This is a genomic window from Defluviicoccus vanus (assembly GCF_014672695.1).
Classification (GTDB): domain Bacteria; phylum Pseudomonadota; class Alphaproteobacteria; order Rhodospirillales; family Defluviicoccaceae; genus Defluviicoccus; species Defluviicoccus vanus.
In genome coordinates, this window is the sequence record NZ_CP053923.1 from 102,838 (window position 1) to 128,744 (window position 25,907).

Consider the following 25,907-nt stretch of genomic DNA (forward strand, 5'->3'; position numbering starts at 1 on the left):
GCGGCGCGAACTCCTTTTCGTCGAAGAAATGTATCGCAGCCGATGCGGCGGCTGCCGCTGCCGGAGTGCCGAGCCTCAGTCTGATGGAGGCGGCCGGGACGGCGGTTGCGCGTGCCGTCCGGAACCTCGGAGCGCCGCGGCGGGTAGCCGTGCTCTGCGGGCCGGGTAACAACGGTGGTGACGGCTATGTAGTAGCGCGGCTGCTTGCGGCGCGCGGCTGGCCGGTCGGCGTGTTCGCGCTGGGCGATCCGGCGACGCTGCGCGGCGATGCCGCCATCAATGCTGGCCGCTGGAGCGGCCCGGTAAAGCCCTTGGCGATTTCCTGCCTCGATGATGCGCCGCTCGTCGTCGATGCCCTGTTCGGCGCTGGTTTGACCCGGCCGATCGACGGCGTGGCAGCCGAGGTGATCGATGCCATCAATCAGCGCCGGCTCGATTGTATCGGTGTCGACGTACCGAGTGGTGTCGATGGCAACACCGGTGCGGTACGCGGCACCGCACCCCTGTGTCGGGCAACGGTGACGTTTTTTCGCGCCAAGCCGGGGCATCTGCTGCTGCCCGGCCGCGATCTGGTGGGTGAGTTGATCGTTGCCGACATCGGCATTCCCGAAGCGGTGCTGGACTCCATCACGCCCATGGCGTTTGCCAATGAACCAGCCGCGTGGCTTGATTGCTTCCCCTGGCCGCGCGCGGGCGGCAACAAGTATTCCCGCGGCCACGCTCTGGTGATCGGTGGCGATGCGATGACCGGTGCCGCACGCCTGGCGGCAGCGGCGGCGCGGCGTGTGGGCTCTGGTTTGGTCACCATCGCCGCTGATGCTGCCGCTTTTGCCATCTACGCCAGCGACCAGCCGGGAACGATCGTCGCCAATCTGGCGGGCGCCGAGGCCTTCGGCGACCTGATCGCCGATNNCTCGCGCAAGAACGCCATCCTGATCGGCCCTGGCGCCGGGGCGGACACCCGCACCCGCGACCGCGTGCTGGCCATCCTCGGTCAGCGTCGGACCACGGTACTCGATGCGGACGCCCTGACGGTGTTTCGCGATGATCCGGCGACGCTGTTCCAGGCCATCGACGGTCCCTGCATTCTGACCCCGCACGACGGCGAGTTCGCCAGGCTGTTTTGCGCCACGGGCGACAAGATCACCCGGACCCGGGCGGCGGCGGCGGCAAGTGGGGCGGTGGTCCTGCTCAAGGGATCGGATACGGTGATCGCTGCGCCCGACGGCCGGCTGGCGATCAACACCTCTGCCCCGCCGGAGTTGGCGACCGCGGGGAGTGGCGACGTGCTGGCGGGGATCATTCTCGGTCTCGCCGCCCAGGGGCTCGCCGCATTTGAGGCGGCGTGCGCCGGCGCCTATATCCATGGTCGGGGTGGCAGCAAGGTCGGGTGCGGCCTGATTGCCGAGGATATCATTACGACGGTGCCTGCGGTTCTGGATGAGCTGCGTCGATTCCGGCGGGCCGGCGGATGAACGATCGGTCCGGCTTGGCGTGCCATAAGCGCAGGTGAGGAGGTCAGAAGAAACATGACGAGAACACTGGCTCGGGTAGAAGAAACCCGCGGCGGCTTTCGCCAGGCGCTGCGCTCGTTGCGAATTCGCTGGCAGTCGATCGCCGGCGCCGACTACGACGCGGCCTGGGCGAGCACGCGGCCTGACCTGCCAGACGACGATATTCCACGCATTCGCGAACAGTTGCGCTCCTGTCTTGAGCGTCGCGGCGGCGATGTGGCCGCCCGTTCAAGAGCGGCGGCGCTCGGACAGTCCTATCTCGCCCTCGATGCTTCCGGCCGCGAACGCTTTCTGCGCGTGCTTGCCGAAGATTTCGATGTGGACGAGACGGAGGTGGAGAAAGCGGTCGCAGTCTTGAAAGAGGCGTCTGATCCGGATGCGCGTCGAATGGCCCGCCGCAAGCTTCGCCAGGCGCTGGAGGCGCCGCGCGTGCGCCTGCTCACCCAGTTCAACAGCCTGCCGGAAGGGGTGAAGTTTCTCGTCAACATGCGCGCCGAGCTATTGCCCTTGGCGCATCGCGACTCGNNGGCACTTGGGCAACTACAGGACGACATTCGTAGTCTGCTCGCCACCTGGTTCGACGTTGATTTCCTCGAATTGCGCCGCATCACCTGGGACACTGCTTCTGGCGCGTTGCTCGAGCGGCTGATTGCCTACGAGGCGGTGCATCCCATCGAGAGCTGGGACGACCTGAAGAATCGCCTCGACTTCGACCGGCGATATTTCGCCTTTTTCCATCCGCGGATGCCGAACGAGCCGCTGATCTTCATTGAGGTCGCCCTGGTGGATGGTATGGCCGGCAACGTCCAGACGCTGCTGGATCCCACTGCGCCGGTGCATGATCCGAAGGAAGCGGATACAGCGATCTTCTACTCGATCTCCAACGCGCAGCGGGGCCTCGACGGCATCAGCTTCGGCAACTTCCTGATCAAGCGGGTAGTCGACCAGCTCTCGCATGAATTTCCCGACATCAAGACCTACGCGACGCTGTCACCGATTCCCAGCTTCATGCCGTGGCTGCACAAAGTGCTCGCCGACGGTGACTCGGGGCTGTTGCTGCCCGCTGAACGCAAGGCGCTCGCTTCCAGCCTGGGCGTTGACAAGGGCGCCAAGGGATGGCTGCGGGAAGTCCTCGAGCGGACCGATTGGTGCAACGATACCAGCTTGAGCAAGGCGCTGCGGCCGATCCTGACGCGGCTGTGCGCGCGCTATCTGGTCAAGGAGAGCCGGAGCAACGGTACGGCGCTTGATCCTGTTGCCCATTTTCACCTCAACAACGGTGCACGGGTGGAGCGCATCAACTGGATGGCCGATCGTTCGCAGAAGGGGCTCAGCCAATCGGCGGGAATGATGATCAACTATCGCTACGACCTGAGCCGGATCGATGCCAATCATGAAGGGTACCGGACCGGCGGCAAGCGCGCCGTTTCATCGGCCGTCCGCGGGCTGCTCAGCGATTAGCACGCCATCCGACGCTCGATCGACGTCATCGGAGCCGCCACAAGCGGCTCGCGCCGTTGACGGGCGCAGCGTTGTGGGTTAAGCGCCGGGGATATACGCCGTTCGCAGCCGGGGAGTCATGCGATGTCGAGACAGTTGGTCACCATCTTCGGCGGGTCGGGGTTTGTCGGCCGGCACGTTGTTCGTCGTCTGGCAGCAGACGGCTGGCTTTGCCGTGTCGCCGTGCGCAACCCGGATTCAGCGACATTCCTCAAGGTGGATGGCGACCCCGGTCAGGTGGTGCCCTTTGCCGCTGACGTGACCGACATGAAAAGTGTCGAGCGTGCCGTGGTCGGTGCCAAGCGCGTCGTCAACCTTGTGGGTATCCTTTACCAGAAGGGACGGCGAACCTTTCAGCGGGTGCACGTGGACGGGGCGGCCAACGTTGCCAAGGCGGCACGCGCGGCGGGGGTAGAGCGGCTGGTGCAGATGTCGGCGATCGGTGCCGATCCGAATTCGCCCGCCGCGTACGGACGGACCAAAGCCGCCGGCGAAGCCGCCGCAAAGGCAGCGTTCGATGAGGTGTCGATCGTCCGGCCCAGCGTCGTCTTCGGTCCGGAAGACGATTTCTTCAATCGATTTGCGGCGATGGCGCGCATATCGCCGGTGCTACCGGAGTTTCCGGCGAAGTTCCAGCCTGTTTACGTCGCCGATGTGGCGAGTGCCATCGCGCGGATTCTCGACGATCCGGACACCCGCGGCAAGACTTACGAGTTGGGTGGCCCGCGGGTAATCACCTTCCACGAATTTCTTGAACTCGTCCTCCGCGTTACCGGTCGCCATCGGCCGATCGTCGCCATACCCATGTCGCTGGCAGCGCTGCAGGCGACGTTCCTTGAGCTGTTGCCGGTCCCGCCGCTGACCCGCGATCAGTTGAAGCTGCTCGGGCGCGACAATGTGGTTTCGCCGGGTGCGTTAACGCTCAGTGATCTCGGCATTTCGCCCACCACCATGGAGGCGGTGCTGCCAACCTACCTCCACCGCTATCGGCCGCAGACGAAGCAGCGCAAGCGGCTGGCCTGACTTCTTCATCATCCAAGATCTGAGCTTTCGGCCGCAAGAGAGCGCACGCACGCAAAGCGGCGGCCGGCAAAGCCGGCCGCAGGTGAGTGTAATGCGGAGGAAGCAAGGGACCCAATCGGAGGATGGTCCCGGCAATCGACGTCAAGCCGTTGCGCCGGGCAGGGGTATACGCCTGAGGGAGGCGTGCACCGGACGCCCGCGTGCAAGTTCATTATCGCCAGCGTCCAGCAGCATTACGCCGGTGCTACGGTCATGGATCACCTAAGCGGCGGCAAAAGCCCGATCAGCGACTGAAGCGTTGCTCGATCAGCCCATAAAGCGCGCGCATCCCCATCGCTTCGCCGCCTTCCGGACGGCCAGGGCGGCTGTCCGTATTCCAGGCCATCACATCCAGATGCACCCACGGTCGAACCGGCGCCGCGAACTCGGCGAGGAACAGGGCGGCAAGAATGGCGCCGGCAAAGGGCGTATCCGGGGCGTTGGTGAGGTCTGCCGTCTTGCCATCGAGGTGCCGGCGATAGGGCTGCCAGAGCGGCAACCGCCACAGCGGGTCACCCACTTCAGTGCCGATGGCGAGGAGACGCTCGGCGAGAGCGTCATCGGGCGTGAACATGGCTGGGACTTCGCTGCCAAGCGCGACCCGGGCGGCGCCGGTTAGCGTCGCCACATCGACCAGCAGCGCCGGGTCCTCGGTTGCCGCCTCCGTTAGCGCATCGGCGAGGATGACCCGACCTTCTGCGTCGGTGTTGCCGATCTCGACGCTAAGGCCCTTGCGGGTGCGGATCACATCGAGCGGCCGCATGGCATTGCCGGCGACGCTGTTTTCCACCGCCGCGATCAGCACCCGCAGGCGCACGGGCAGGCCAGCCGCCATGACCATCCGGGCGAGACCGAGAACGATGGCCGCACCGCCCATGTCTTTTTTCATCAGCTTCATGGCGCCGGACGGTTTCAGATCGAGGCCGCCGGTATCGAAACAGACGCCCTTGCCGACCAGGGTGACCTTCGGGTGGTCGGCCTCTCCCCAGGTCAGGTCGATGAGCCGTGGCTGCCGGTTGCTGGCACGGCCGACGGCATGGATGGCGGGATAGTTTTCTCGCAGCAGGTCATTGCCGACGGTGATGCGGTGGTGCGCGCCGAAACCGCGGGCAAGCGACCGGGCTGCCTCGGCCAGTTCCTCCGGGCCCATGTCGGAGGCGGGGGTGTTGATCAGATCGCGGACAAAGGCGACCGCCTCGATTGTCCGTTCCAACTGGGCGCGCGGCGCCGCCGACGGCCAGAGCAGGCGAACCGAACGGCTGGCACGATCACGGTAGCGATGGAAGCCATAGCTGCCGAGTGCCCAGCCAAGCACGGCATCGGCGGCGTCTTGGCCATGGATGTCGTCGGTTAGGCGATAAACACCTTCGGGCAGCTGGCGTGGAAGGCTCGCCCATTGCCAACGCGGCTCGTCACCAAGACCGAGGAGAATGCCGGCCAGTCCGCCGTCGACTGCGGGGAGCAGGCAGACATCGCCCGGGGTGGCGGTAAAACCGCACGCCTGCAGCCATGTGCGATCATCCGCATGGCGGGCGAGCCAAGCATCCAGATCACCCTTGCGAACGCCTTCGATGACACAGGCGTTGTTCGCGTCGTCAGTCAGACAGTCTGTGGCCGCCATTCATCGCTCACCGGAGGGCTTCATGCCGCTCTGCCAATAGTACCGGAAGGCACCGACATGCAGCGGGATGATGAGACCTTCGAGCGCGCGCGCCAAGCGGATTTCCCGACCAAGCGCTGATCCACCGTCGAGCACCGGCCGATTGCGTGGGTCCCATAATGCGGTGGTAATGGCGAACGCGAGATCATCATCCATCGCCGATGTCGTCAGCAGTTGGGCGCGTGGGCCCAGCGTTGCGATAGCGCCGATCCCGGGGTAGGTCCCCTCGGGGATGGTGAGCGGGCGCAGCGTCGATGAGGAGGCGGTGATGCTGGCAGCCCGTTCGCCGGCGATCGGAACGAGGGCGAGCGGCAGCGTATCGGTTAGATGGGTGACCGCGTCCAGCGGATAGCCGCCGACCATGAAGAACGCATCGATACTGCCGTTGGCGAGGGCGCCGGCGGCGCGCACCAGAGAATCATAGGAGGCAATCAGCGCCGATTCCTTCAGGTTATAGGCGTGTAGCACCACCCGGACGGTAGCCAGCGTCCCTGAGTTCCGTTCGCCCAGCGATACACGCCGACGCGCCAGATCGGCTACCGAGGCAATGCCGTTGTCACGGCGGGTGACCAGATGCAATGCCTCGCCAAACAGGCTGGCGATGGCGCGCAGTTGCACCAGAGGCGGCTTGCTGGCGAATGGCCCGGCGGCGGTATAGGCGTCGCGAGCGACGTCGGCCTGTGAAATCGCCAGATCGACGGTTCGGCTGGCAAGATCGAGTAAATTCGCCACCGAGCCAGGCGAGGCGACCGCGGCGGCAATCACCCCCGGCACCCCACAGCCGCCGCGAGGACCGCAGGTCATGGAGCCGGGTGGGCTGCTGATCACATTGGCAATGAGACCACCAATGGGAAAATAGCTGCCACCGATGGGACCTGTGCCGATGCGAAGAAATCGTTCGCCTGCCGCTTGCGCCAACGGCAGTCGCGACAGCGCGGCAAGCGCCGGTGCAAGAGCGAGGATGGACAGAAGACGACGGCGGCGAAGCGACATCGGCGGATGTTTCCCAGGCTCACTTGCCAGGCTCACTTGATAGCGAGTTAGGTACGCAAGTCCTCGGCCAGCGCCAAGCCAAACATTCGACTAGGCGGCGGTTTGTGACGGATTGTCGACCAGTTGTGACCCATCTGAGGGGGTAGAGGCCGCCTCGGCCCGCAGTCGTCGCTGATAAAGCCGGGCGCTGATGGGGATCGACGCCAAATAGGCAATTTCCGTCAGCAGCAACACCAGCCAAGGGTTGCTCAACAGGCCGGCGAGATAGAGGCCAATCAGCACCATGGCCGGAAGAACCCAGCGCTGATTGATACGAACGCGCTTGAAGGTAAAGGTGCGAATGCGGCTGACGAGGAGGTAGGAGGTGGCGACAACGAACACGGCGACAAACGCCGGATGGCGCAGCAGCGGCAAGTCCAGTTGGAACCACATCACCATCGGCAGCAGGGTCAGTCCGGCGCCGGCGGNGGAGGGAACGCCGATAAAGAAGGCGCGGTTCCACGCCGGCTGCGTCTCGTCGTCGACCGTGGTGTTGAACCGGGCAAGACGGAGTGCACAACACATGCACAGGAGAAGCACCAGCCACCAACCGATTCGTCCACTCTCCTGCAGCGACCAGAGATAGAGGATGAGCGCTGGCGCGACACCGAAGCAGAGGAAGTCCGATAGCGAATCCAATTCGGCGCCAAACTTGCTCGCCCCCTTGAGAATGCGGGCGATGCGGCCGTCGAGGCCATCGAGGATACCAGCGACGACGATCGCCATCACCGCCGGCTCCCAGCGCTCCTGCAGGGCGAAGCGGAGCGCGGTAAGCCCCGCGGCCAACGCCATCAGCGTCAGCACGTTCGGGATCATCCGGTTGATATGCAGGCCGCGCAGCCGATCGCGCCGAGAGTTCATCACTGCTGTCCTACCGCTGTTCTGCTTCGCGGGCCGGCTCCGGCGTCGAGCGGTCGGCAAGCACCGTCTCCCCTCCCACCGATCGCTGCCCGACCGCCACCAATGGTGCCGTTCCCTCCGGCAGGTAGACGTCGGTGCGGCTGCCGAAGCGGATAAGCCCAAAGCGTTGGCCGGTTTGCAGGGTAGCACCTTCGGTAACAAAGCCGACGATGCGACGCGCCACCAACCCCGCGATCTGCACCACCACAACGTTGGTGCCGTCAGGTGTTTCGATCAGCCAGGAGCGTCGCTCATTGATCGCGCCGGCAGTGGGGTCGCCGGCATGACGAAAGGCGCCTCGCGTATGGATCGACCGGATCACGCGACCGCCGATCGGCATACGGTTGATATGCACATCGAAAATGCTGAGGAAGACGACGATCCGTGTGCACGGGACCGCCGGCAGCGCCAGTTCTGGTGGCGGAATGGCCTCGTCAATGGCGACAATCCGCCCGTCGGCGGCGGCGACGATCAGGCCGTCGCAGATCGGCGTCATCCGCTCGGGGTCGCGGAAGAACAGGGCGCAGGCAACAGCGAGCACCGCAAAAAGGATGCCGACATAGACCGACAGGAAGAGGGCGAGCAGCGCCAGGACGGCGAAGGCGAGGATAAAGGGCCGGCCTTCAGGGTGAATGCGCAGTGGCGCACTGCCCTGGAACGGGTTTAGGGACAACAAGGTGCGTGCCACCGTTAATCAGAGTTCGGCAATTTGAAGGTTTGCCCTGGGAAAATAACGTTCGGATCGTTGATGCGACTGCGATTGGCCTGGAAGATGATCGTATAGGCAACCCCCTGACCGTACGCGTTACGGGCGATCCGCCAGAGATTATCGCCCCGCTGGACGACGATCGTTCCTTTCGGCTGTTCTCCGGCGGCCTTGGCTGGGATCAGCCGCAGACGACTGACGAACGAGCCGATGATCCGGTCGCTGCGATCGAGTTCTTCCACACGCAGAGTGTGGTCGTTGGCAGCGGAGAGCGGGCGCGGCGTCAGTGTCCAGCGGCCGTTGCCATCGGCGTTGGTCTGACCGAGGAGCCGATCATCGACGATAACCCGGACCGTAGAACCCGGAACGCTGGCATGGCCGCTGGCCGCCAGTCGTCCGCTGGCGTCAATATCGACGACGTCGACCGTCAGCTTGCCGCTGCTGATCGCCTCGCCGGGCGCTTGCAGCACCGTCGGTGCGGCGTCGCCGGACCGCGGCATCAGGATAGCGATCGGTCGCGAACCGCCGGTTGCCGACGTGCCGGCGATATCCTTGTTCGGCTCGGGAATAATGATCAGCACCTCACCCTCGCTGGCGACGGCGCTCCCGTCCGCGGTCGGGACTTCGAGGGTCAATCGGTGCGCTCCCGCAGGCAGTGGCGCATCTGGGACAAACACCCACTCGCCGCGGCGATCGGTGGTCGCCTCGCCGATCGGCTGCCCGTCGCTCTTGATGATGACCGTTACGTCCGAAGACGCCCGGCCGGCCAGAACGGCATCCCCGGTCGTACCGATCCGGGCGATGTCGAATGTGGGCTTGATCGGATTAGCAGTGGCGGCGTCGACCGGTACCGGCGCGACGGCCGTCACGGCCTGGCCGGGGACAGTTGCCGGCGACGCTAAATCGTCGACGCCGCGATGATAGTTGAGCGCGATCGCCACGGCAACGGCGAGGACACCAGCGCCGGCGATCAGCAATGGGCGGTAGGATGAGTGCGGAGTGTCGCTGTCTAGGGTGCGCATGATGGTACTCAGTAGAAGCTAGTACGCGAGTGCCTTCGGTGCAAACGCAACGCCAAGGTCATGAATACATTTCCTGAGGATAATCATTGTCCGCCCGTTCATGTTCGCAGGCAATCGAGATAGCTGTCCATCATCTCGGCGCGGGCGGCGATGCGGCCAGCCCGCCGGGCAACCAGGGCGCTTGGTCGCGCCGGCGATCGCTCGCGCGGGTTGGGGAGTACCGCCGCAATCAGCGCTGCTTCACGTGGCGTGACTTGTGCCGCAGACTTGCCGAAGAAGCGTTGCGCTGCCGCTTCGACGCCATAAATGCCTGGGCCGATTTCGATCACGTTAAGGTACACTTCCAAGATCCGTCGCTTGTTCCAGACCAGTTCGATTTGCGGCGTCAGCCAAGCTTCAATGGCCTTGCGGACCAGATCACGCCCCGGCCAAAGCACGATGTTCTTCGCCGTCTGCTGGGTGACGGTTGATGCGCCGCGCGGTCGTTCGCCTTGCATCCAGTCGTCGAGTTCATCCGAGATCGCGTCGACGTCGAAGCCGTGATGCGAACAGAACCGACTGTCCTCGGCGGCGAGCACGGCGCGCTCGAGATGCGGCGATACCTGCTTCAGTGGCGTCCAGCGGTAGTCCCAACCTTCTCCCTGGACCAATCGGATCACCATTAACGGGGTGATCGGCGGGGCGATGAACCTGTAGACGACGATGACGAGCAGCGGCAAGACCAACACCGCAATCACAATCTTCAGCATCGATCGGCGCAATCCTGATTTCATCATTGCTGCTGGCTATCCATCCTCCGCCGCTTGAACCACAGGGACGGCAACCTTGGGATCGATTGATGTTCGCACATGCGCAAGCTAATGCCACCGTTTTATATGCTTTATAACGCACATGCACAAAATGGTCGCAAAAGCTCACAAAGTTCGCGATTGAAGTCTGGTAACTGCCTCATTTCTGCTACATAATCGGAACATAATCAGACTGAGAGATGGTGGAAGGACCTAAGCACCTTGTTTCGCCAAATCTCTGAGTCAAAGACCGTCGCGAATCGCAATCGGGATAGCCGCCGGTTGCCAACGTTAGCGGAGAGATAAAGGAACAATGGGAGTATGACGTTGGTTCATGTTCGCGGTCTGATGGCTAAGCTCGAAGAACAGGTAAACAAATCAACAGCGACACAATAACGCAGATAACGATAATGAGTGCCATTCAGCAAAAAAATGTGCCGGAATCCAAGGCTTCGATTGGCGTTACGGAGGCGTACCTGAACAACACCTTCAACTGCAACCCTCTTGCCTGCAATTATCGTCCGCCCCGGCGTGACCGTTCATCACGCAACGGCCGGGGCAGGGATCTGCGTCGGATCGGTTTGGCCTTATGCGTTGCCTCTTCGGCGATGACGCTGGCTTCAGCAGTGACGTTGGCAGTCTATCTTCTATGAACGGCAGAAGCTAAAGGCGAGAGCGCCCGGCGTCAGAGCAGCCAACGTCCGCGCGTGGCCGGCTGCTCATTGGCCGAGGAAGCGAGCCGGGCGCTTCTCCTTGAACGCGGTGAGGCCTTCTTCGTAGTCGTGACTGTCGTAGACAACACGGCGAAGACCCTGCAGCCGTTCGAACATGCCGGGTGTCATGGCGTGCGCACTGGCGAGGAGGCGCATTTCCTCCTTCATTGCAGCGATGCTCAACGGCGCATTACGGCTGATCTGTGTCGCCAGCGTCTGGACGAAGGCTTCGATTTCTTCCGCCGGCTTCACGTGGTTGACAATACCCAGGCTTTGCGCCCGCTCGGCGGTTATGGGTTGTGCCGTGAACAGCATTTCCTTCGCCGTCGACAGCGGGATGGTGTTCATCAGCGTCAGCAGGCCGCTGAGATTGTAGGGAATGCCAAGTTTTGCCGGCGTGACCGCGAAGGTCGTATTCGGGGTGGCGACGACAATATCGCAGGCCATGGCGACCTCACAGGCTCNCCNCCAAACCCCGCCTTCGATCAGCGCCAGCACCGGAGCCGGGAATTCCTGGATGGCGCGGACGATAACCCGCAGCGCGTCTCCCCAGCCAAGAGGATCGCGTCCGGAGTTCGGTAGTTCTGAAATGTCGTGCCCAGCCGACCAGACGCGCGCGCCAGCCGGTGCGCGCAGAATGACAGCACGAATACTGTCGGCGCGAAAGCGATCAAGCGCCGCACGCACCCCGCTGATCAAGGCCTCGGACAGCGCGTTTCGCCGCTCCTGATTGTTCAAGACGATGGTGCCGATGCCATCGCGCTGATCGTCGAGGACGATCCCCATCTTGCGGTCTCCTCTGCTGCTGTCACCTTGGGCGGGCATCTTGCCGCGTGCGAGGCGTAAGAACCCTGCGCCGACGGTAGAAGCGGTGCCACGACGTCGGCGGGCGGTTAACCATCCGCAGGGTCGCGTATTCGTCGCACCTGCGGCAGGCAAACGCAACTGCCGACCATTGCCGCCCGCGTTTCGTGTTCCGTGCAGGCGCTCGGCTTAACCGAGCCAAGCCACTCTCCTCCTGGCGATCTCCCGCTTTACCAAAGCTTAAGGGCAGTTGATCACACTGCGCAGGCAGAGATCACGTTTGGCCTGGCGAGGCGCCCGATGATCGAGTCGACCCGCACGTCGCTATTCGCGCAGATGCAAGCACGCTTGGACTGGCTCGATCGCCGCCAGGGCGTTCTCGCGCAGAACATTGCTAACGCGGACACGCCCGGCTATCGGCCGCAGGACCTCAAGGCTTTCGATAGCAACGCGTTAAACAGCGGCGGCCATGCGTGTTCAGGGGACACGACTGCATATTACGGCGGAGAATCTCGCCAACGCCGAGATCGACAGCGCTTCCGCCAGACGGCCAGCCTTACCGGCGCAAGACGCTGACCCTCAAGAACACCCGCGACCGGACCCTCGATGCCGCACCAACCTTGCCTTGGGTCTGCTCGGGCGACTGATGCCACAGCTGAACGTATTCTTTTTCGGCATGCCGCGGCAAATTTCTTTACAGCTGTTCCTGGTAATGATTACCCTTTCGGGTGTAATGATCCTGTTCCTCAACGACTTTGCCAACGTGCTTAGCATTTTTGGGCGCGGCTGATAGAGCGGATCGCCGATGGCTGACCAAGACGACGCGTCGCGCACGGAAGAGCTGACCAGTAAAAGGCTGGCCTATACCAAAGAGTCAGGACAGGTTGCGGTCTCGCAGGATGTCAAACTGTGGGCGGCTCTCACAGCAAGTGCCATTCTCTCCAGCTATTGTCTCTCTGGTGCGGCTCGCCATCTCTATCATATTGTTTTACCGTTTCTGGTGCTACCGGAGAGATTTGCTTTATGGAGCACTGAAGTACAAGCCGGATTTGTCCAAGCAATGATCGGGATTGGCGCAATCGTGGCACCGGTGATGCTGGCCTTGGCCGCCGTCGCCGTCGGCAGCAGCTTAACCCAATCAGGGCTTATCTGGGCACCCGGGCGGATCAAACCCGACGTCAGCAAGATTTCCCCGCTGAAGGGATTGCAGCGACTGTGCTCGCCGCAGTCCCTGGTCGATTTCATCAAGGGACTGGTCAAGGTCGCGATCGTCGCCGCTGTCGCCGGCGCGCTCGGCCTGCCGCTTCTCCATCATGCCGAAGCGTCGCTCGCCCGTTCGCTTATGCCGCCGTCGACCTCGACGAAGAGGTTCCGGCCGAACATTACCAGGCGGTGGCACTGATCATTGGTCATGTGATGCGGCTCGATCAGCGGCGTCAGTCGGGCGAGCACGGCCAACAGCGCTCAAACGCACCGCGCAGGAGAGTGCAGTGATCAGATTCAGGTGTTGCAATCGACCGCCGCTGCCGCTGCGGCGAAGCGGACGTCAATGAGACGCCGACGCAGCACGGCGACGGTCGCCGCAACCGCTTCAGCCGCCGCAACGGCAATGGCGCCGCTCAAATCGCTCAGATCACTCAAGTCGCCCAAATCGGTGGAAGCCGAGAGCCTCTGGGCGTTACCGCTGGTCGAAGCCTTGCCCGTCGGTATCGCCAGCGTCGATCTGAGCGGGTTCATTCTCCACTGCAACGAGGCATTTGCCCGCATCGCCGGCAGCGATGACACCGACGCGTTGCGCGGCCGGCCCCTGGCCGGGCTGTTCGTCCGCGCTGACCGCGATGACCTGACCCGGCAGCTGTCGAAGCTGGTGATGGGAGCGGCAAAATGCGTGCGGCTCGATGGCCTAGGGGCGGACCGGAGCGGCTTGCCTTCGATCGTCAGTGGGACTGGGCCACTTGCGCTCGTGGCCTTTCCGCTTATCGAACGCGGGGACGTCAACAGCATCGGTGTCTGCGTCGTCGCTGAGATCGAACGGGTGGTGGATGGCGCCGCTTTGGCGCAGCGGCAGAAGATGCAGGCCGTTGGCCAACTGGCCGGCGGCATTGCCCACGACTTCAATAACCTGCTGACAGCCATGCTTGGCTTCTGCGACCTGCTGCTCACCCGCCATCAGGCGGGTGATCCGTCGCACGATGAGATTCAGCAAGTGCGCGATAACGCCATTCGTGCCGCCGGACTGGTTCGGCAGTTGCTGGCCTTTTCGCGCAAACAGACGCTGAGCCCGGTCCACCTCAGCGTCGAGACGGCTCTGGCCAACTTATCGGCCATGCTGCCGCGACTGCTTGGGCCGGCGATCGAGTTCCGCCTCAATGTGGCCGCCGATGTGGGCGATATCGAGGTTGATCCGAACCAGTTCGACCAGATCATTATCAACCTTGCGGTCAATGCCAAGGATGCGATGCCGGGCGGCGGCACGCTGACGATCCGCACCCGCCAGTCGCGTCGGTCGGATCACACGGACTGTGCCGGTGAGGTCATTCCTGCTGCCGATTACGTGTGCATCGATGTTTCGGATACCGGCGTTGGCATCCCGAAGGAGATCATCGGCCACATCTTCGAGCCGTTTTTACCACCAAGGACGTCGGCGCGGGGACCGGCCTCGGCCTCGCCACCGTCTTCGGCATCGTCCGCCAGATGGGCGGCTTCATTCTCGTCGACAGTGCACTCGGCGAAGGCACGACATTTACGGTAATGCTGCCGGTGTGTGCGGTGGGGAGGGCGGAGGGCCCCTCCGATCCGGCTGCTATTGCCAAAACCGACGAGGCTTCGGCAGCGCGGCCGCTGGCCATGGGCGAGACACCGACGGTGTTGATCGTCGATGACGAAGACCCAATCCGGGTGTTCGCCGCCCGCGCGCTACGCAAGGCCGGCCTGCGGGTGCTGGAAGCGGTCAGTGGCGAACAGGCGCTGGAAGTGATCGCGACCCGTAGCGAGCCGATCGATGTTCTTTTGACCGACGTGATCATGCCGGGGATGGACGGTTACACCCTGGCGCAGATCGTTCGTCGCGATCATGCGAACCTGCGGGTGATCGCCATGTCAGGCTTTCAAGAGGATGCAATCCTCGCTGGTCGCAACAACGAAGTGGAGGTGAGCTTTCTCGCCAAACCGTTCACCCTGGCCGAGCTGAACGGCAAGGTTCGAGCACTGCTGCAGCCGGCTGGCCGGCGCTGAGGCCGGCCGATGCGTCCGGTGGATGCGGCAAAACGAGCGGATATCCGCCACGTTTTGCCGGCAGCGGGGTTGCAATCAGAAGCGCAGTCCGGACGGGCCCAGGGCCAGCGTGCGCACCAGTTCGGCCTGGCGATCGGTAAGCGTCTTGCCGAAGATTTGCTTCAGATGTTTGCGCACCGTCTCATAGGTCAGACCAAGTGACTCCGCCACCTGCTCCAGCCGCAGCCCCTTGGCGAGCTGGACCGCGACACGCGCCTCCGCCCGACTGAGGCCATAGAGACGGATCAACCGTTTCGGGTCAATTTCGCTCGGGCGCTCGGGATCGCCGATGAAGACGATCGCCGCGGGGTCGTCGTAGTCGCGGGAAATCGGATCGCTATCGGTGGCGAGGGCGAGCAGGGTCATCGGCCGGCGGTCACCGTCGCGCGGAACGCTGATCGCCTGGATTTCGCCGGTCATGTCCGCGGTGGGGCGGAGAGTTGTGGAGGAGAGCACGTCGCGGAACAGGACGCGTCCCGCCGCCAGCTTGAGCCCCAGGCCGCTGTTGCCGGNTGTAAAGGCAGGTTCGGTGGCCAGCACGTCGCGCGCCAGACGATTGGCAAACAACGCNNGGCGGCCGATGGCCGAGACGACGATGACGCCGATGGGCAGGACGTCGAGGGCATGGGCGTGAACCCGCCCCATTTCCTGCGCCCGACGAAGGACGACGCCGGCGCGCAAGCCCTGACGAAGGTGAGGCAGCAGGCGTCCCATCAGAACGGCGTCGTCGTCCCAGAAAGCGCCCTTGTCCTTGGAGCGGGCCATCATCAGCAGCGTGACCACGTTGCCATCGATGTCGACGATGCCGAACAGATGGTGGAAAAGGTCCTGCGGCTGCGCCCACTCGGTATAGAAGGGGCTGCCGACCACCTCCGCATCATCGGCGAGCATTTGCCCGGTGCGGACGCCACCCCGNNGACCTGGCAGCCGCTCGGGGATCAGCAGCCAAGGATTGAACCGTCCATAGTTTTCGCCGTAGCTGTCGACGAAGGACTGCTCAATGCCGGTCGACTCTTCAATCCGACCACTGCCGCTGGCGAGATCGTGCACGGCAATTGCGCAGGCGTCGGCATGGGCCGCATCACACATCTTGCGCAGAATGTCCGGCCAGGCCTTGCGGTCGAGGCAGGCGGTGTAAAATCCGGCGACCAGGTCGGCGAGGAGGATTCCCCAGCGGCCGAAATTATCCATCGCCACCAGGGGCTGCGCTGGCAGGGTGGTATCCGCAGCGAGCCGCGGCAAGCCGCCGTCGGACTGTCGCCGGTCATAAGCCGCGACGCCGCTGCGCCGGTCGGTGCCGCCGCGACGCTCGTTACCCTGGCGACGATCCACGAAGCACCGCCGGTCGTTGCCCGACCGACGATCGGTATTCGATCCGCTCGACATCACCAATGTCAACCCTTCCCGATCCTTGTCACAACAACAGTTATTCGCCCCACATGGGCCGATCTGCGCGCCAGATTCTGACCTGCGTTGTGACCTTTCGACGCATAGTAAAGATATTGCCGCGGCGGTTGCAAATGTCAGTCCTGCATAGCGGCTCGGCGTAAAATTTCTAACCCAACTGGGACTTCGGTCAAAGCCCAACACGGTTACCCCTTATGGGTTCATTAAGCTTGCAGCGAATTCAACGTCTTAGAAAAAGTGCGTTTATGTATACCCTTTTTAGGGTAAATATCTTGCGTTGTAACCGTCATCGCACCTGTGGAATAAGGAAGCCGTTTGGATGTTCAATGGCAGATTTCGCCTCGTGGACGGGGATACAGTGGACAAGACGCGCGCCATCGATGCTGCCGTGGGTCAGATCGAACGAGCCTTCGGCAAGGGCGCCATCATGCGCCTGGGTCAACGCGAGACGGTGGAAACCGAAGTCGTCCCCACCGGGTCGATCGGACTCGATATCGCACTCGGGATCGGCGGCCTGCCGCGAGGGCGANNGATCGTCGAGATCTACGGACCGGAGAGCTCGGGAAAGACGACGCTCGCGCTGCACGTCATCGCCGAAGCACAGAAGCGCAGCGGCATCTGTGCCTTTATCGATGCCGAACATGCGCTTGATCCCGTCTACGCCCGCAAGCTCGGCGTCGATGTGGATAACCTGCTGATTTCGCAGCCGGATGCCGGCGAACAGGCGCTTGAGATCGCCGACACGCTGGTGCGTTCCGGCGCCATCGACGTCCTCGTCGTCGATTCGGTGGCGGCACTGGTCCCGCGCAGCGAACTCGAAGGCGAGATGGGTGACCAGCAGCCCGGTCTGCAGGCGCGGCTGATGAGCCAGGCGATGCGCAAGCTCACCGGCAGCGTGTCGAAGTCGCGGACGATGATCATCTTCATCAACCAGCTGCGGATGAAGATCGGCGTCATGTTCGGCAATCCGGAGACCACCACCGGCGGCAACGCGCTGAAGTTCTACGCCTCCATTCGCCTGGAAATCCGCCGCATCGGCGCGATCAAGGACCGCGACGAAGTGGTCGGCAACCAGACTCGGGTCAAGGTGGTCAAGAACAAGATGGCGCCGCCGTTCAAGATGGTCGAATTCGACATCATGTACGGCGAGGGCGTATCCAAGGTCGGCGAGCTGCTCGATCTCGGCGTCAAGGCCGGCGTGGTGGAGAAGTCTGGGTCCTGGTTTTCCTCCGGCTCCGAGCAGATCGGCCAGGGGCGCGAGAACGCCAAACAGTACCTGCGCGAGCATACCGCGCTCGCCGCCGAAATCGAGGGCAAGATCCGTCAGAACGCCGGCCTCGTCGCCGAGGCCTTGCTGACCGGTGGCGAAAGCAGCGAGGAAGAGGGGACGGCGGGCGAATAGCCGCGGCCACGGCGCCCGGCGCCGCATGCTCCGGCCTGCCGGGCTTGCCATGGATCTGGCGTTTCCAGCTTGCCTGTGAAAAAATAGCGGCTTGAAACCCAGAGGGGGCGGAGCATTCGGGGGTGGACAGCGCGGCGACGACGGATCGGCCACTCAGCCTGTTCTATTCATACTCGCATAAGGACGAGGACTTTCGGAGCGAACTCGGCAGCCATCTGTCGTTCCTGCGGCGGATGAACCTGGCCGCCGAGTGGCATGACCGGATGATCGGCGCCGGCGACGACTGGAAGCGCGCGATCGACCTCAATCTTGCTTCGGCCGACATCATTCTGCTTCTGGTGAGTGCCGACTTCATCGCCTCCGATTACTGCTGGGGCGAGGAGATGGCGAAAGCGCTTGCTAAGCACAGGGCTGGAAAAGCGCGCGTCATCCCAGTCATTCTACGCCCCTGCCACTGGACCAGCACACCGATCGGCCGGTTGCAGGCGGTGCCGAAGGACGGCAGTCCGGTCAGCGAGTGGACGAACCGCGACGCGGCCTTCTACGATATCGCCGTGGCGGTGGAGGGGACGATCCAGGAACTGCACGAACAGCGTCGTCGGGCGGCGGAAGAGGCGCAGCGCGAGGCGGCGGAAGCGCGCCAGCAGGCGGAGGCGACTGCTGCGCCGGCGGATGCACCCAAACCTAAACCTCCAAGTCAACCAAGACGCCGAGGCGACGTCTACATAGGCGTGAATCCGCGGGATCTTCCCGACGTCGCTGTGTTCAAGGACTTCGATGAACCCTGGTGTCCGGAAATGGTGCTCATCCCGAAGGGTTCATTCGTTATGGGTTCGGCCGACGATGAGGAAGGGCGGGAGAAGAATGAAGGGCCGCAGCATCGCGTGACTTTCGATTGCCGCTTTGCCCTCGGCCGCTACTCCGTCACCTTTGAGCAGTACGATCATTTCTGCGTCGATACGGGCCGTGAGAAACCTAGTGACGACGGTGCAGGCCGCGGCCGCCACCCGGTTATTAACGTGAGCTGGCAGGACGCCGCGGCGTATTGCGTTTGGTTTGCCAAGGCGAGCGGGAAGTCCTACCGCCTGCCGAGCGAGGCGGAATGGGAGTACGCGTGCCGCGCGGGAACAACGACACGCTATTCGTTCGGCGACAAGATTTCCCGAGATCAGGCAAACTTCGTATATGGCGTTTGGAGGAACTTCGGGACACTACTGGGCAGCGCGAAGACGGCAGACGTTGGCAGCTACCTGTCAAACCCTTGGGGCCTCTATGAGATGCATGGCAACGTCTGGGAGTGGGTAGAGGATTGCTGGCACCACAACTACCAGGATGCGCCGCAAGACGGTTCGGCCCGGGGTCCGATAACCCCGCCGTTNCGGGTGGCCCGCGGCGGGTCTTGGGACGACTTTGCGAGGTTGCTCCGCTCGGCCGCTCGGAACAGGTGCTTTCCCGTCAGCCGGAACATCAGGGTCGGGTTTCGTCTGGCCATGACGCTTACCCCTTGACACTTTATTTCTCTACCGAAGAGCGTATCGGGTATCCATGAAGAGGCGGGCCATCTAGCAGCCTGTCGGACTTGCGTCTCGGGCGTCGCCGGACCTGCGTAGGGATCGGTGCGTCGGCGCCTCTGTCAGCGCCATTTTGGGCGGTGCGGTCGCGCTGGCGCGCCTGCGGAACTGGCCGCGCAGGCTAGACGGCGCGGCTGAGGGCGAACATCCGCTTCAGGTTCCATGCCATGGTTACAAGCCTCCACTCGCCACGGGCGGCATTGAGCCCGCGCAGCAGGAACTGCCGGAACCCCAGCACGGACTTGATGATGCCAAACACTGGCTCGGGCGTCTGCTTGCGCAGGGCGTAGAGCGCGCGGCCCTGCGGCGTGCGCAGCCGATACGCCATCGCCTGAACCGGGGTGGGGTCTTCGGGCGCCGGTGGCGCCGCAGCGAAGCGCTCTTGCAGGCTGAGATGATGCGCCTCGCGACCAAGTGCGATCAGCGGTTCGATCCCGCCGGCCACACAGGCCTGCACATTCGCCTCGCTGAAGTAGCCATTGTCCGCCAACAGCATGTCCGGCCTGCCGAGCACGTCCGGCAGAGTGCCGATCTTGTCCAGCATGGGTGTAAGCTGCTGCTTGTCGTTGGGCGCCTGCACCACGTCGGCGACCACCACCAGCAGACTGCCCGCCGCCACCGCCGCCTGCGCATTGTAGCACTGCTCAAAACCGCCGCCCGCCACCGCCATGATGCGGCTTTCCTCGTCGGTCAGATTGATCTGATCCGTGGGCAGCGGCGTCGCCACCGGCGGCTTCGGCTCACGGCCCGTGGGCTTCTTGCCGGTGGCCGCTGCCTTGGCGTCCCGTGCTGCGAGTTTCGCCTGATGGTCTGCCTGCTCCCGTTCGAAGCGTTCCTTCGCGCGGGCCTCGATCTTCGCCCGGGCCTCGGCGAGCCTGGACAACCGTTCCTCACGTCGCGCCAGTTCGTCGGGGATCGACATGCCGTCAGCGATGTCCACCTGGTCCGCCGCTTCTGCCTTGGCCATGAGATCGGCCACTTCGGCCTGCAGTTGGGCCTCCAGCTTGCCCGCATGGTCATAGGACAGCGCGCTGTGCCGGCTGGCATTGGCGTGGACCTTGGTCCCGTCGAGCCCGACCGTTCCCAGCTTCAGCACGCCCATCTCGCGCGCGAGCACCAGCACCTGGACGAACAGCTTCTCGATCTGCGGCAGAAAGCGTCGGCGGAACGCGGCGATGGTGTCATGGTCCGGATGATCGTTCGCCGCGATGAAGCGGAACGCCACGCTGTCATAGGTCGCCCGCTCCAGCTTGCGGCTGGAGAACACCCCGGTGGCGTAGCCGTAGATCAGAATGCCCAGCAGAAGGCTGGGGTGGTAGGACGCTTCCCCAGAGCCACGGTAGCTGCCGGTCATCGGCCGCAGATCCAGCCCCGCGATCACCTCCACCACGAACCGCGCCAAGTGCCGCTGCGGAAGCCACTCGTCCACCGACGGCGGCATCAGAAATCCGCTGTCGCGGTCGATCGGGCGGAAGTTGCTCATGCCGAAGAGGTCCGGGCCGGGGGCGTGAATCCATGCCCGGATTCTATAACCCACAGCTCCGCCTCGCGTTAAGTCCGACAGGCTGCTAGGTCGATTTTTGTTCAAATCGAGTGGTTGAAGGCGCCGAACGATCCTTCTGCGGTGGGTCCTGGGTGCTTAGCCAGCCACACAGTGTGTAGCCGTGCCGGCGGTAACGGGACGTGGAGTGCTCGGACACGCCGCGCCACGTGACGCACGTCCAAGCCGCCGCCCGACGCTGGCATCGATCTTGCTCCTTCAGCGCCAAAACCGAAGAGGCGCTGATGACTGACGACACCGGCAATCCGGAAGGCCCGGCTCCCGACCGCTACGTTTCATTCGCGGGAATCGACTGCGACGCGCTGAGCCATCGCCTGGTTCAGGCGATCCTCCGCCATATCGACAAGCCGGAGAACAGCAACAAGCTGTGGGACGCCTTCAAGGCGCAGCTCACCGACGCCGACAAGGGCATCGCCGGCAAGCCGGACTCGCTCTACCTCGTCTGTTCACGCGTCTACATGATCGAGGATCTGTTCGAGCGCTGCGGCGACGAAGAGGGCATGGCCCTGCTGCGCCACGTCGAAGAAACCTGCTGCTGAGCGACCGCGCCGCATCGGCCTCCGCTGGCGCTGACGATGGACAGTCTCGCAACACGGCGTTACAAGCCGGTGCCGCGTTGCCTTTTTCTTTGCCGCGCCCGAAGCCCATATAGGTTGGCATGCAAACCGTTAACGATATCCGCAAGGCATTTCTCGACTTCTTCGCCAGGCATGGCCATCGGGTGGTGCCGTCGAGCCCCTTAGTGCCGCGCAACGACCCGACGCTGATGTTTACGAACGCCGGGATGGTGCAGTTCAAGAACGTCTTCACCGGCATCGAGACGCGCGATTACGTCCGCGCCGCCACATCGCAGAAGTGCGTCCGCGCCGGTGGTAAGCATAACGACTTGGAAAACGTCGGCTATACAGCGCGGCATCATACCTTTTTCGAGATGCTGGGCAATTTTTCTTTCGGTGACTATTTCAAGGACGTGGCGATTGAACTTGCCTGGCAACTTGTAACCAGGGAATTTGCCCTGCCACGTGAGCGGCTGTTGGTCACCGTCTACGCCGAGGACGACGTCGCCTTCGACCTCTGGAAGAAGATCGCCGGCCTGCCGGAGGAACGGATCATTCGCATCCCGACCTCGGACAACTTCTGGGCAATGGGCGAGACCGGACCCTGCGGCCCCTGCTCGGAGATTTTTTACGATCACGGCGAGCATATCCCTGGCGGCCCTCCCGGTAGTGCTGACGCCGACGGCGACCGCTTCATCGAGATCTGGAACTTGGTCTTCATGCAGTTCGAGCAGGTCACGGCGGACCAGCGGATCAACCTGCCGAAGCCCTCGATCGACACCGGGATGGGCCTCGAGCGCGTCGCTGCGGTGATGCAGGGTACGCACGACAACTACGACATCGACCTGATGCAGGCGCTGATTCACGCCTCCGCCGATGCCAGCGGCACCCCGCCGGCCGGCCAGCACGGCGTTTCACACCGGATCATCGCCGATCACCTGCGCGCCTCCGGCTTCCTCATTGCCGACGGCGTGCTGCCGGCGAATGAGGGGCGCGGCTATGTGTTGCGGCGGATCATGCGCCGGGCGATGCGGCACGCGCAAATCCTCGGCTGTGGTGCGCCGCTGATGCACCGNTTGGTGGTGCCGGCACTCATCGCCAAGATGGGGCAGGCGTATCCGGAACTGGTGCGGGCGGAGGCGTTGATTGCCGAGACGCTGAAACTGGAAGAGACCCGCTTCCGTCGCACCCTCGATCGTGGTTTGCGCCTGCTCGAAGACGAGACCGATAAGCTGCCGGCGGGTGGCGTCCTTCCCGGCGAAACGGCATTCAAGCTCTACGATACCTATGGGTTTCCGCTCGACCTGACGCAGGATGCGCTGAAGGGCAAGGGACTGACCGTGGACGTGGGCGGCTTCAACGCCGCAATGGCCCGCCAGCGCGACGAGGCACGCCGTGCCTGGGCCGGGTCGGGCGAAGCGGCAACGGAGACGATCTGGTTCCAGTTGCGCGAAGAGCTGGGGGCCACCGAATTTCTCGGCTACGACACCGAGAAGGCGGAGGCGAAGGTGCTGGCGATCGTCGTCGACGGTGCGCGTGCGGAGGTGGCGAAGCCGGGACAGCAGGCGGCCATTCTCTGCAACCAGACGCCGTTTTACGGCGAATCCGGTGGTCAGGTGGGTGATACCGGCAGCATCGTCGCTGCCGACGGGACCCGTGTCGCCGTGCTCGATAGTCAGAAGCGGGTGGGCGATTTGCAGGTTCACCTGGGCGTCGTCGAGACCGGCGCGCTCCGCGTTGGTGCCGACGTCATGCTGGAGGTCGACCACCGGCGGCGGTCGGCAATCCGCGCCAATCACTCGGCGACCCACCTGCTGCACGCCGCACTCCGCCGTAGCCTGGGCGCGCACGTAACGCAGAAAGGTTCGCTGGTGGCGGCAGACCGGCTGCGCTTCGATGTCAGCCATCCGAAGCCGATCGCTGCCGACGAACTCATGGCGGTGGAAAGCGAAGTGAACGGTCTGGTCCGTCGCAACGGCACCGTGACCACCACCTTGATGGAGCCGATCGCCGCGGTTGAAGCAGGCGCGATGGCGCTGTTCGGCGAGAAATACGGCGACGAAGTCCGTGTCATCGCCATGAAGGACAGTGATGACGAACATGCCGAAGTGTTTTCGACTGAACTCTGCGGCGGCACCCACGTCCAACGGACCGGCGATATCGGCTTCTTCAAGATCATCTCCGAAAGCGCCTTGGCGTCTGGGGTAAGGCGGATCGAGGCGGTGACAGGTGCGGCGGCGCTGACGCATGTGGCGGCGGAGGAACGGGCGTTGAAGGAAGCAGCGCAACTCCTCAACACTGCACCCGGCGATGTGCCGCTGCGGGTGGCACAGCTGATGGAAGAGCGGCGGCGGCTGGAACGCGACCTGAGCGAGACGCGCCGCCAACTTGCCACCGGCGGCGGGGCGGCGTCGGCAGTAAAGGACATTGCCGGCATTCGCTTCTCACCGCAGCTGCTCACCGGTGTGCCGCCGCGAGAGCTCAAGAGCATGGCCGACGAGATGAAGAAGCAACTTGGCTCGGGCGTGGTTGCACTGGTTGCCGCCACCGACGGCAAAGCCTCGGTGGTAGTCGGCGTCACCGACGATCTCACCGACCGACTGAGCGCAGTCGAACTGGTGAAGGTCGGCTCGGCGGCACTGGGTGGTTCCGGAGGCGGCGGCCGAGCCAACATGGCACAGGCGGGAGGGCCGGATGCAACGCAGGCTCAGGCGGCACTTGATGCGATCGAACATGCGCTGTCCAACGGCAGCTCGCCGACCTGACCGCACTGGTTGCCGCCCGGCTCTGGCAGGGCGTTGACGGCCGAGTTGGACGATGGGCGAGACGATGAACGCGCGGCGGCAGGCGGCGCGACCGTAGAGGTGATGGCGCCGGCTTCGCCATGGCGGCCATTCAAGGTGCGCGCCTTTGCAGTGATCTGGGCGGCGGCCCTGGTTTCCAACACCGGCACCTGGCTGCAGCAGGTGGGTGCCGGCTGGCTGATGACATCGTTGTCACCGTCACCGCTGATGGTTTCGCTGGTACAGGCGGCCTCGCTGCTCCCGGTGTTTCTGTTCGCGCTCGCCGCAGGCGCGTTGGCGGATATCGTCGATCGCCGCCGCCTATTGCTGGTGATGCAGCTATCGATGGCAATCATCGGGCTCCTGCTTGGCGTTCTCGTAGCGACTGAGCAGATGATTCCGTGGCTGTTGATTGCCTTCACCTTTGCCCTCGGCGTCGGTGCCACGGTCAGTTGGCCGGTGTGGCAGGCGGTGGTCCCGCACCTGGTGCCAAAGGCCGATCTGCATGCCGCTGTTGCGCTCAACAGTGTTGGCCTGAATCTCAGTCGCGCCCTCGGTCCGGCGCTTGCCGGCGTCCTGATCGGCGCTGGCGGCATCGCCCTGCCATTCCTGCTCAACGGCGTCAGCTTTCTTGCTGTGGTTGCCGCTTTCTTCTGGTGGAAGGGATCGCACCAGCCACCCTCTCGCCTGCCGTCCGAGCGGCTGATTGCGGCGATGCGTGCCGGCCTGCGTTATGCCGGCGAAAGCGCGCCCTTGCGCGCGGTGTTGATCCGCACTGTCGCTTTCTTTGTGTCGGCCACCGCCTACTGGGCGCTGATGCCGTTGGTGGTGCGGATGGAACTCGGCGGCGGGCCGGAACAGTTCGGCATCGTTTTATCCTGCATTGGCGCCGGGGCGGTGGCCGGGGCCGGGATTCTGGCACCCTTGCGCAAGCGCTTCGGCACCGATGGGACGGTTGCGCTCGGCACCGTCGCCACTGCCCTGGCTATGCTTGTCTTCGCTCTGGTGCCGTCTTTCATGGCGGTGCTCGCTGCCGCCGTCCTGGCCGGTGTCGCCTGGATCAATGTCGTCGCCAGCGTCAACGTCTCGGCGCAGCTGGCGTTGCCCGACTGGATACGCGGCCGCGGTCTGGCTCTCTATCAGATGGCGGTGTTCGGCGGTATGGGTGTTGGCAGCGTGATCTGGGGACAGGTGGCGCAATCCATTGGGACCCCGCATGCGCTGATGATCGCCGCCGGCAGCATCATCGTGGCGATGGGTCTCACTTGGCGATGGAGGTTGCAGACCGGCAACAGCCTCGATTTTTCTCCCGGAACCCCTTGGCCGGAACCGATGATCGCCTGTCCGATAGCACACGATCGCGGCCCGGTGCTGGTGACGGTGGAGTATCAAATCGATCTCGACGATGCGGTGGCTTTTCTTGCCGCGATGCGCGATCTGCGCGGCAGCCGCCGGCGCAGCGGCGCGTATGCCTGNGGGGTGTTTGAAGATGCGGCTGCTGCCGGCCGTTATCTGGAATACTTCATGGTCGAGTCATGGCTCGAACACTTGCGCCAGCACGAGCGGATCACCGCCGATGATCGTCGGCTGCAGGACGCGGTAATTCGCTACCACGCGGGGAGCACGCGTCCACGCGTCCACCATTATCTCGC

At 63.8% G+C, this 25,907-nt stretch carries 21 protein-coding genes and 2 pseudogenes; 14 read left to right on the forward strand and 9 right to left on the reverse strand.

What is annotated here, in order from left to right; translation table 11 throughout:
* The first annotated feature begins 83 nt into the window (after positions 1–83).
* The 3 genes from HQ394_RS00475 to HQ394_RS00485 all read left to right on the forward strand — a co-directional run bounded on the left by HQ394_RS00475 (position 84) and on the right by HQ394_RS00485 (position 4,037).
* Entirely contained in the window at positions 84–1,475 is a 1,392-nt protein-coding gene (locus HQ394_RS00475) for an NAD(P)H-hydrate dehydratase (RefSeq protein WP_456151510.1), read from the forward strand.
* A 54-nt stretch (positions 1,476–1,529) separates the two neighbouring features.
* Entirely contained in the window at positions 1,530–2,975 is a 1,446-nt protein-coding gene (locus tag HQ394_RS00480; RefSeq protein WP_190261553.1) for a malonyl-CoA decarboxylase, read from the forward strand.
* Positions 2,976–3,098: 123 nt separating this feature from the next.
* A complete protein-coding gene (locus HQ394_RS00485) occupies positions 3,099–4,037 on the forward strand; it encodes a complex I NDUFA9 subunit family protein (protein ID WP_190261554.1) in 939 nt (312 codons plus the stop codon).
* Between the two features lie 283 nt (positions 4,038–4,320).
* Here the strand turns inward: HQ394_RS00485 and HQ394_RS00490 are convergent, their stop codons facing one another.
* The 6 genes from HQ394_RS00490 to mtgA form a co-directional block, all read right to left on the reverse strand.
* Positions 4,321–5,697, reverse strand: coding sequence for a leucyl aminopeptidase family protein (locus HQ394_RS00490; RefSeq protein ID WP_190261555.1), 1,377 nt, complete (start codon positions 5,695–5,697; stop codon positions 4,321–4,323).
* Positions 5,698–6,729: a TAXI family TRAP transporter solute-binding subunit gene (locus tag HQ394_RS00495; RefSeq protein WP_190261556.1), complete on the reverse strand. Its 1,032-nt coding sequence runs from the start codon at positions 6,727–6,729 to the stop codon at positions 5,698–5,700.
* A 90-nt stretch (positions 6,730–6,819) separates the two neighbouring features.
* Positions 6,820–7,629: a CDP-alcohol phosphatidyltransferase family protein gene (locus HQ394_RS00500; protein ID WP_190261557.1), complete on the reverse strand. Its 810-nt coding sequence runs from the start codon at positions 7,627–7,629 to the stop codon at positions 6,820–6,822.
* A 10-nt stretch (positions 7,630–7,639) separates the two neighbouring features.
* Positions 7,640–8,344: a phosphatidylserine decarboxylase gene (locus HQ394_RS00505; RefSeq protein WP_317628974.1), complete on the reverse strand. Its 705-nt coding sequence runs from the start codon at positions 8,342–8,344 to the stop codon at positions 7,640–7,642.
* 14 nt (positions 8,345–8,358) lie between these two features.
* Complete coding sequence (locus HQ394_RS00510) at positions 8,359–9,396, reverse strand: LysM peptidoglycan-binding domain-containing protein (RefSeq protein WP_190261558.1); 1,038 nt, start codon at positions 9,394–9,396, stop codon at positions 8,359–8,361.
* Positions 9,397–9,494: 98 nt separating this feature from the next.
* On the reverse strand, positions 9,495–10,145 hold the full coding sequence (mtgA, locus tag HQ394_RS00515) for a monofunctional biosynthetic peptidoglycan transglycosylase (protein ID WP_263053753.1): 651 nt from the start codon (positions 10,143–10,145) through the stop codon (positions 9,495–9,497).
* Between the two features lie 449 nt (positions 10,146–10,594).
* Here mtgA and HQ394_RS00520 point away from each other — a divergent pair, with 449 nt between their 5' ends.
* Positions 10,595–10,837 (forward strand): hypothetical protein, encoded by a 243-nt coding sequence (locus tag HQ394_RS00520; RefSeq protein ID WP_190261559.1) that lies wholly within the window; start codon positions 10,595–10,597, stop codon positions 10,835–10,837.
* A gap of 66 nt (positions 10,838–10,903) precedes the next feature.
* On the opposite strand, the gene scpB is transcribed toward HQ394_RS00520, so the two are convergent.
* A complete protein-coding gene (gene scpB / locus HQ394_RS00525) occupies positions 10,904–11,722 on the reverse strand; it encodes a methylmalonyl-CoA decarboxylase (RefSeq protein WP_456151463.1) in 819 nt (272 codons plus the stop codon).
* 279 nt (positions 11,723–12,001) lie between these two features.
* On the opposite strand from scpB, the gene HQ394_RS20615 reads away from it, so the two are divergent.
* Genes HQ394_RS20615 through HQ394_RS00540 form a run of 3 tightly spaced genes read left to right on the forward strand, consistent with a single transcriptional unit; the run spans position 12,002 to position 13,103 of the window.
* Positions 12,002–12,277 (forward strand): flagellar basal body rod protein FlgB, encoded by a 276-nt coding sequence (locus HQ394_RS20615; RefSeq protein ID WP_190261561.1) that lies wholly within the window; start codon positions 12,002–12,004, stop codon positions 12,275–12,277.
* Complete coding sequence (locus HQ394_RS19305) at positions 12,171–12,491, forward strand: flagellar biosynthetic protein FliR (RefSeq protein ID WP_223291749.1); 321 nt, start codon at positions 12,171–12,173, stop codon at positions 12,489–12,491. The genes HQ394_RS20615 and HQ394_RS19305 overlap by 107 nt, the downstream gene beginning before the upstream one ends.
* Positions 12,492–12,506: 15 nt before the next feature.
* Positions 12,507–13,103, forward strand: coding sequence for an EscU/YscU/HrcU family type III secretion system export apparatus switch protein (locus HQ394_RS00540; RefSeq protein ID WP_190261563.1), 597 nt, complete (start codon positions 12,507–12,509; stop codon positions 13,101–13,103).
* A 98-nt stretch (positions 13,104–13,201) separates the two neighbouring features.
* On the opposite strand, the gene HQ394_RS00545 is transcribed toward HQ394_RS00540, so the two are convergent.
* The gene (locus HQ394_RS00545) at positions 13,202–13,342 is read right to left on the reverse strand and encodes a hypothetical protein (protein WP_190261564.1); all 141 of its coding nucleotides are present in this window, start codon (positions 13,340–13,342) and stop codon (positions 13,202–13,204) included.
* Between HQ394_RS00545 and HQ394_RS00550 the strand changes: the two are divergent.
* The 4 genes and pseudogenes from HQ394_RS00550 to HQ394_RS00570 form a co-directional block, all read left to right on the forward strand.
* Positions 13,311–14,294: pseudogene (locus HQ394_RS00550) on the forward strand (two-component system sensor histidine kinase NtrB); the annotation flags it as partial. The gene HQ394_RS00545 and the pseudogene HQ394_RS00550 sit on opposite strands and share 32 nt — an antisense overlap.
* Positions 14,258–14,935 carry a response regulator gene (locus HQ394_RS00555; RefSeq protein ID WP_407644708.1) on the forward strand — a complete coding sequence of 226 codons (678 nt, stop codon included), beginning with the start codon at positions 14,258–14,260 and terminating at the stop codon, positions 14,933–14,935. The pseudogene HQ394_RS00550 and the gene HQ394_RS00555, both read left to right, overlap by 37 nt.
* 1,765 nt (positions 14,936–16,700) lie before the next feature.
* Positions 16,701–17,783, forward strand: a complete 1,083-nt coding sequence (recA, locus tag HQ394_RS00565; RefSeq protein ID WP_190261568.1) for a recombinase RecA — start codon at positions 16,701–16,703, stop codon at positions 17,781–17,783.
* 122 nt (positions 17,784–17,905) lie between these two features.
* Positions 17,906–19,291: an SUMF1/EgtB/PvdO family nonheme iron enzyme gene (locus tag HQ394_RS00570; RefSeq protein WP_190261569.1), complete on the forward strand. Its 1,386-nt coding sequence runs from the start codon at positions 17,906–17,908 to the stop codon at positions 19,289–19,291.
* A 184-nt stretch (positions 19,292–19,475) separates the two neighbouring features.
* Here HQ394_RS00570 and HQ394_RS00575 read toward each other — a convergent pair whose 3' ends face one another.
* Positions 19,476–20,837: an IS1182 family transposase gene (locus HQ394_RS00575; RefSeq protein WP_190260069.1), complete on the reverse strand. Its 1,362-nt coding sequence runs from the start codon at positions 20,835–20,837 to the stop codon at positions 19,476–19,478.
* Between the two features lie 302 nt (positions 20,838–21,139).
* Between HQ394_RS00575 and cowN the strand changes: the two genes are divergently transcribed.
* From cowN to HQ394_RS00590, 3 genes and pseudogenes are all read left to right on the forward strand, one after another.
* On the forward strand, positions 21,140–21,454 hold the full coding sequence (cowN, locus tag HQ394_RS00580) for a N(2)-fixation sustaining protein CowN (RefSeq protein ID WP_190261570.1): 315 nt from the start codon (positions 21,140–21,142) through the stop codon (positions 21,452–21,454).
* Between the two features lie 119 nt (positions 21,455–21,573).
* Positions 21,574–24,237, forward strand: coding sequence for an alanine--tRNA ligase (gene alaS, locus HQ394_RS00585; protein ID WP_190261571.1), 2,664 nt, complete (start codon positions 21,574–21,576; stop codon positions 24,235–24,237).
* A gap of 102 nt (positions 24,238–24,339) precedes the next feature.
* Positions 24,340–25,896, forward strand: a pseudogene (locus HQ394_RS00590) (MFS transporter); the annotation flags it as partial.
* Positions 25,897–25,907 lie beyond the last annotated feature (11 nt).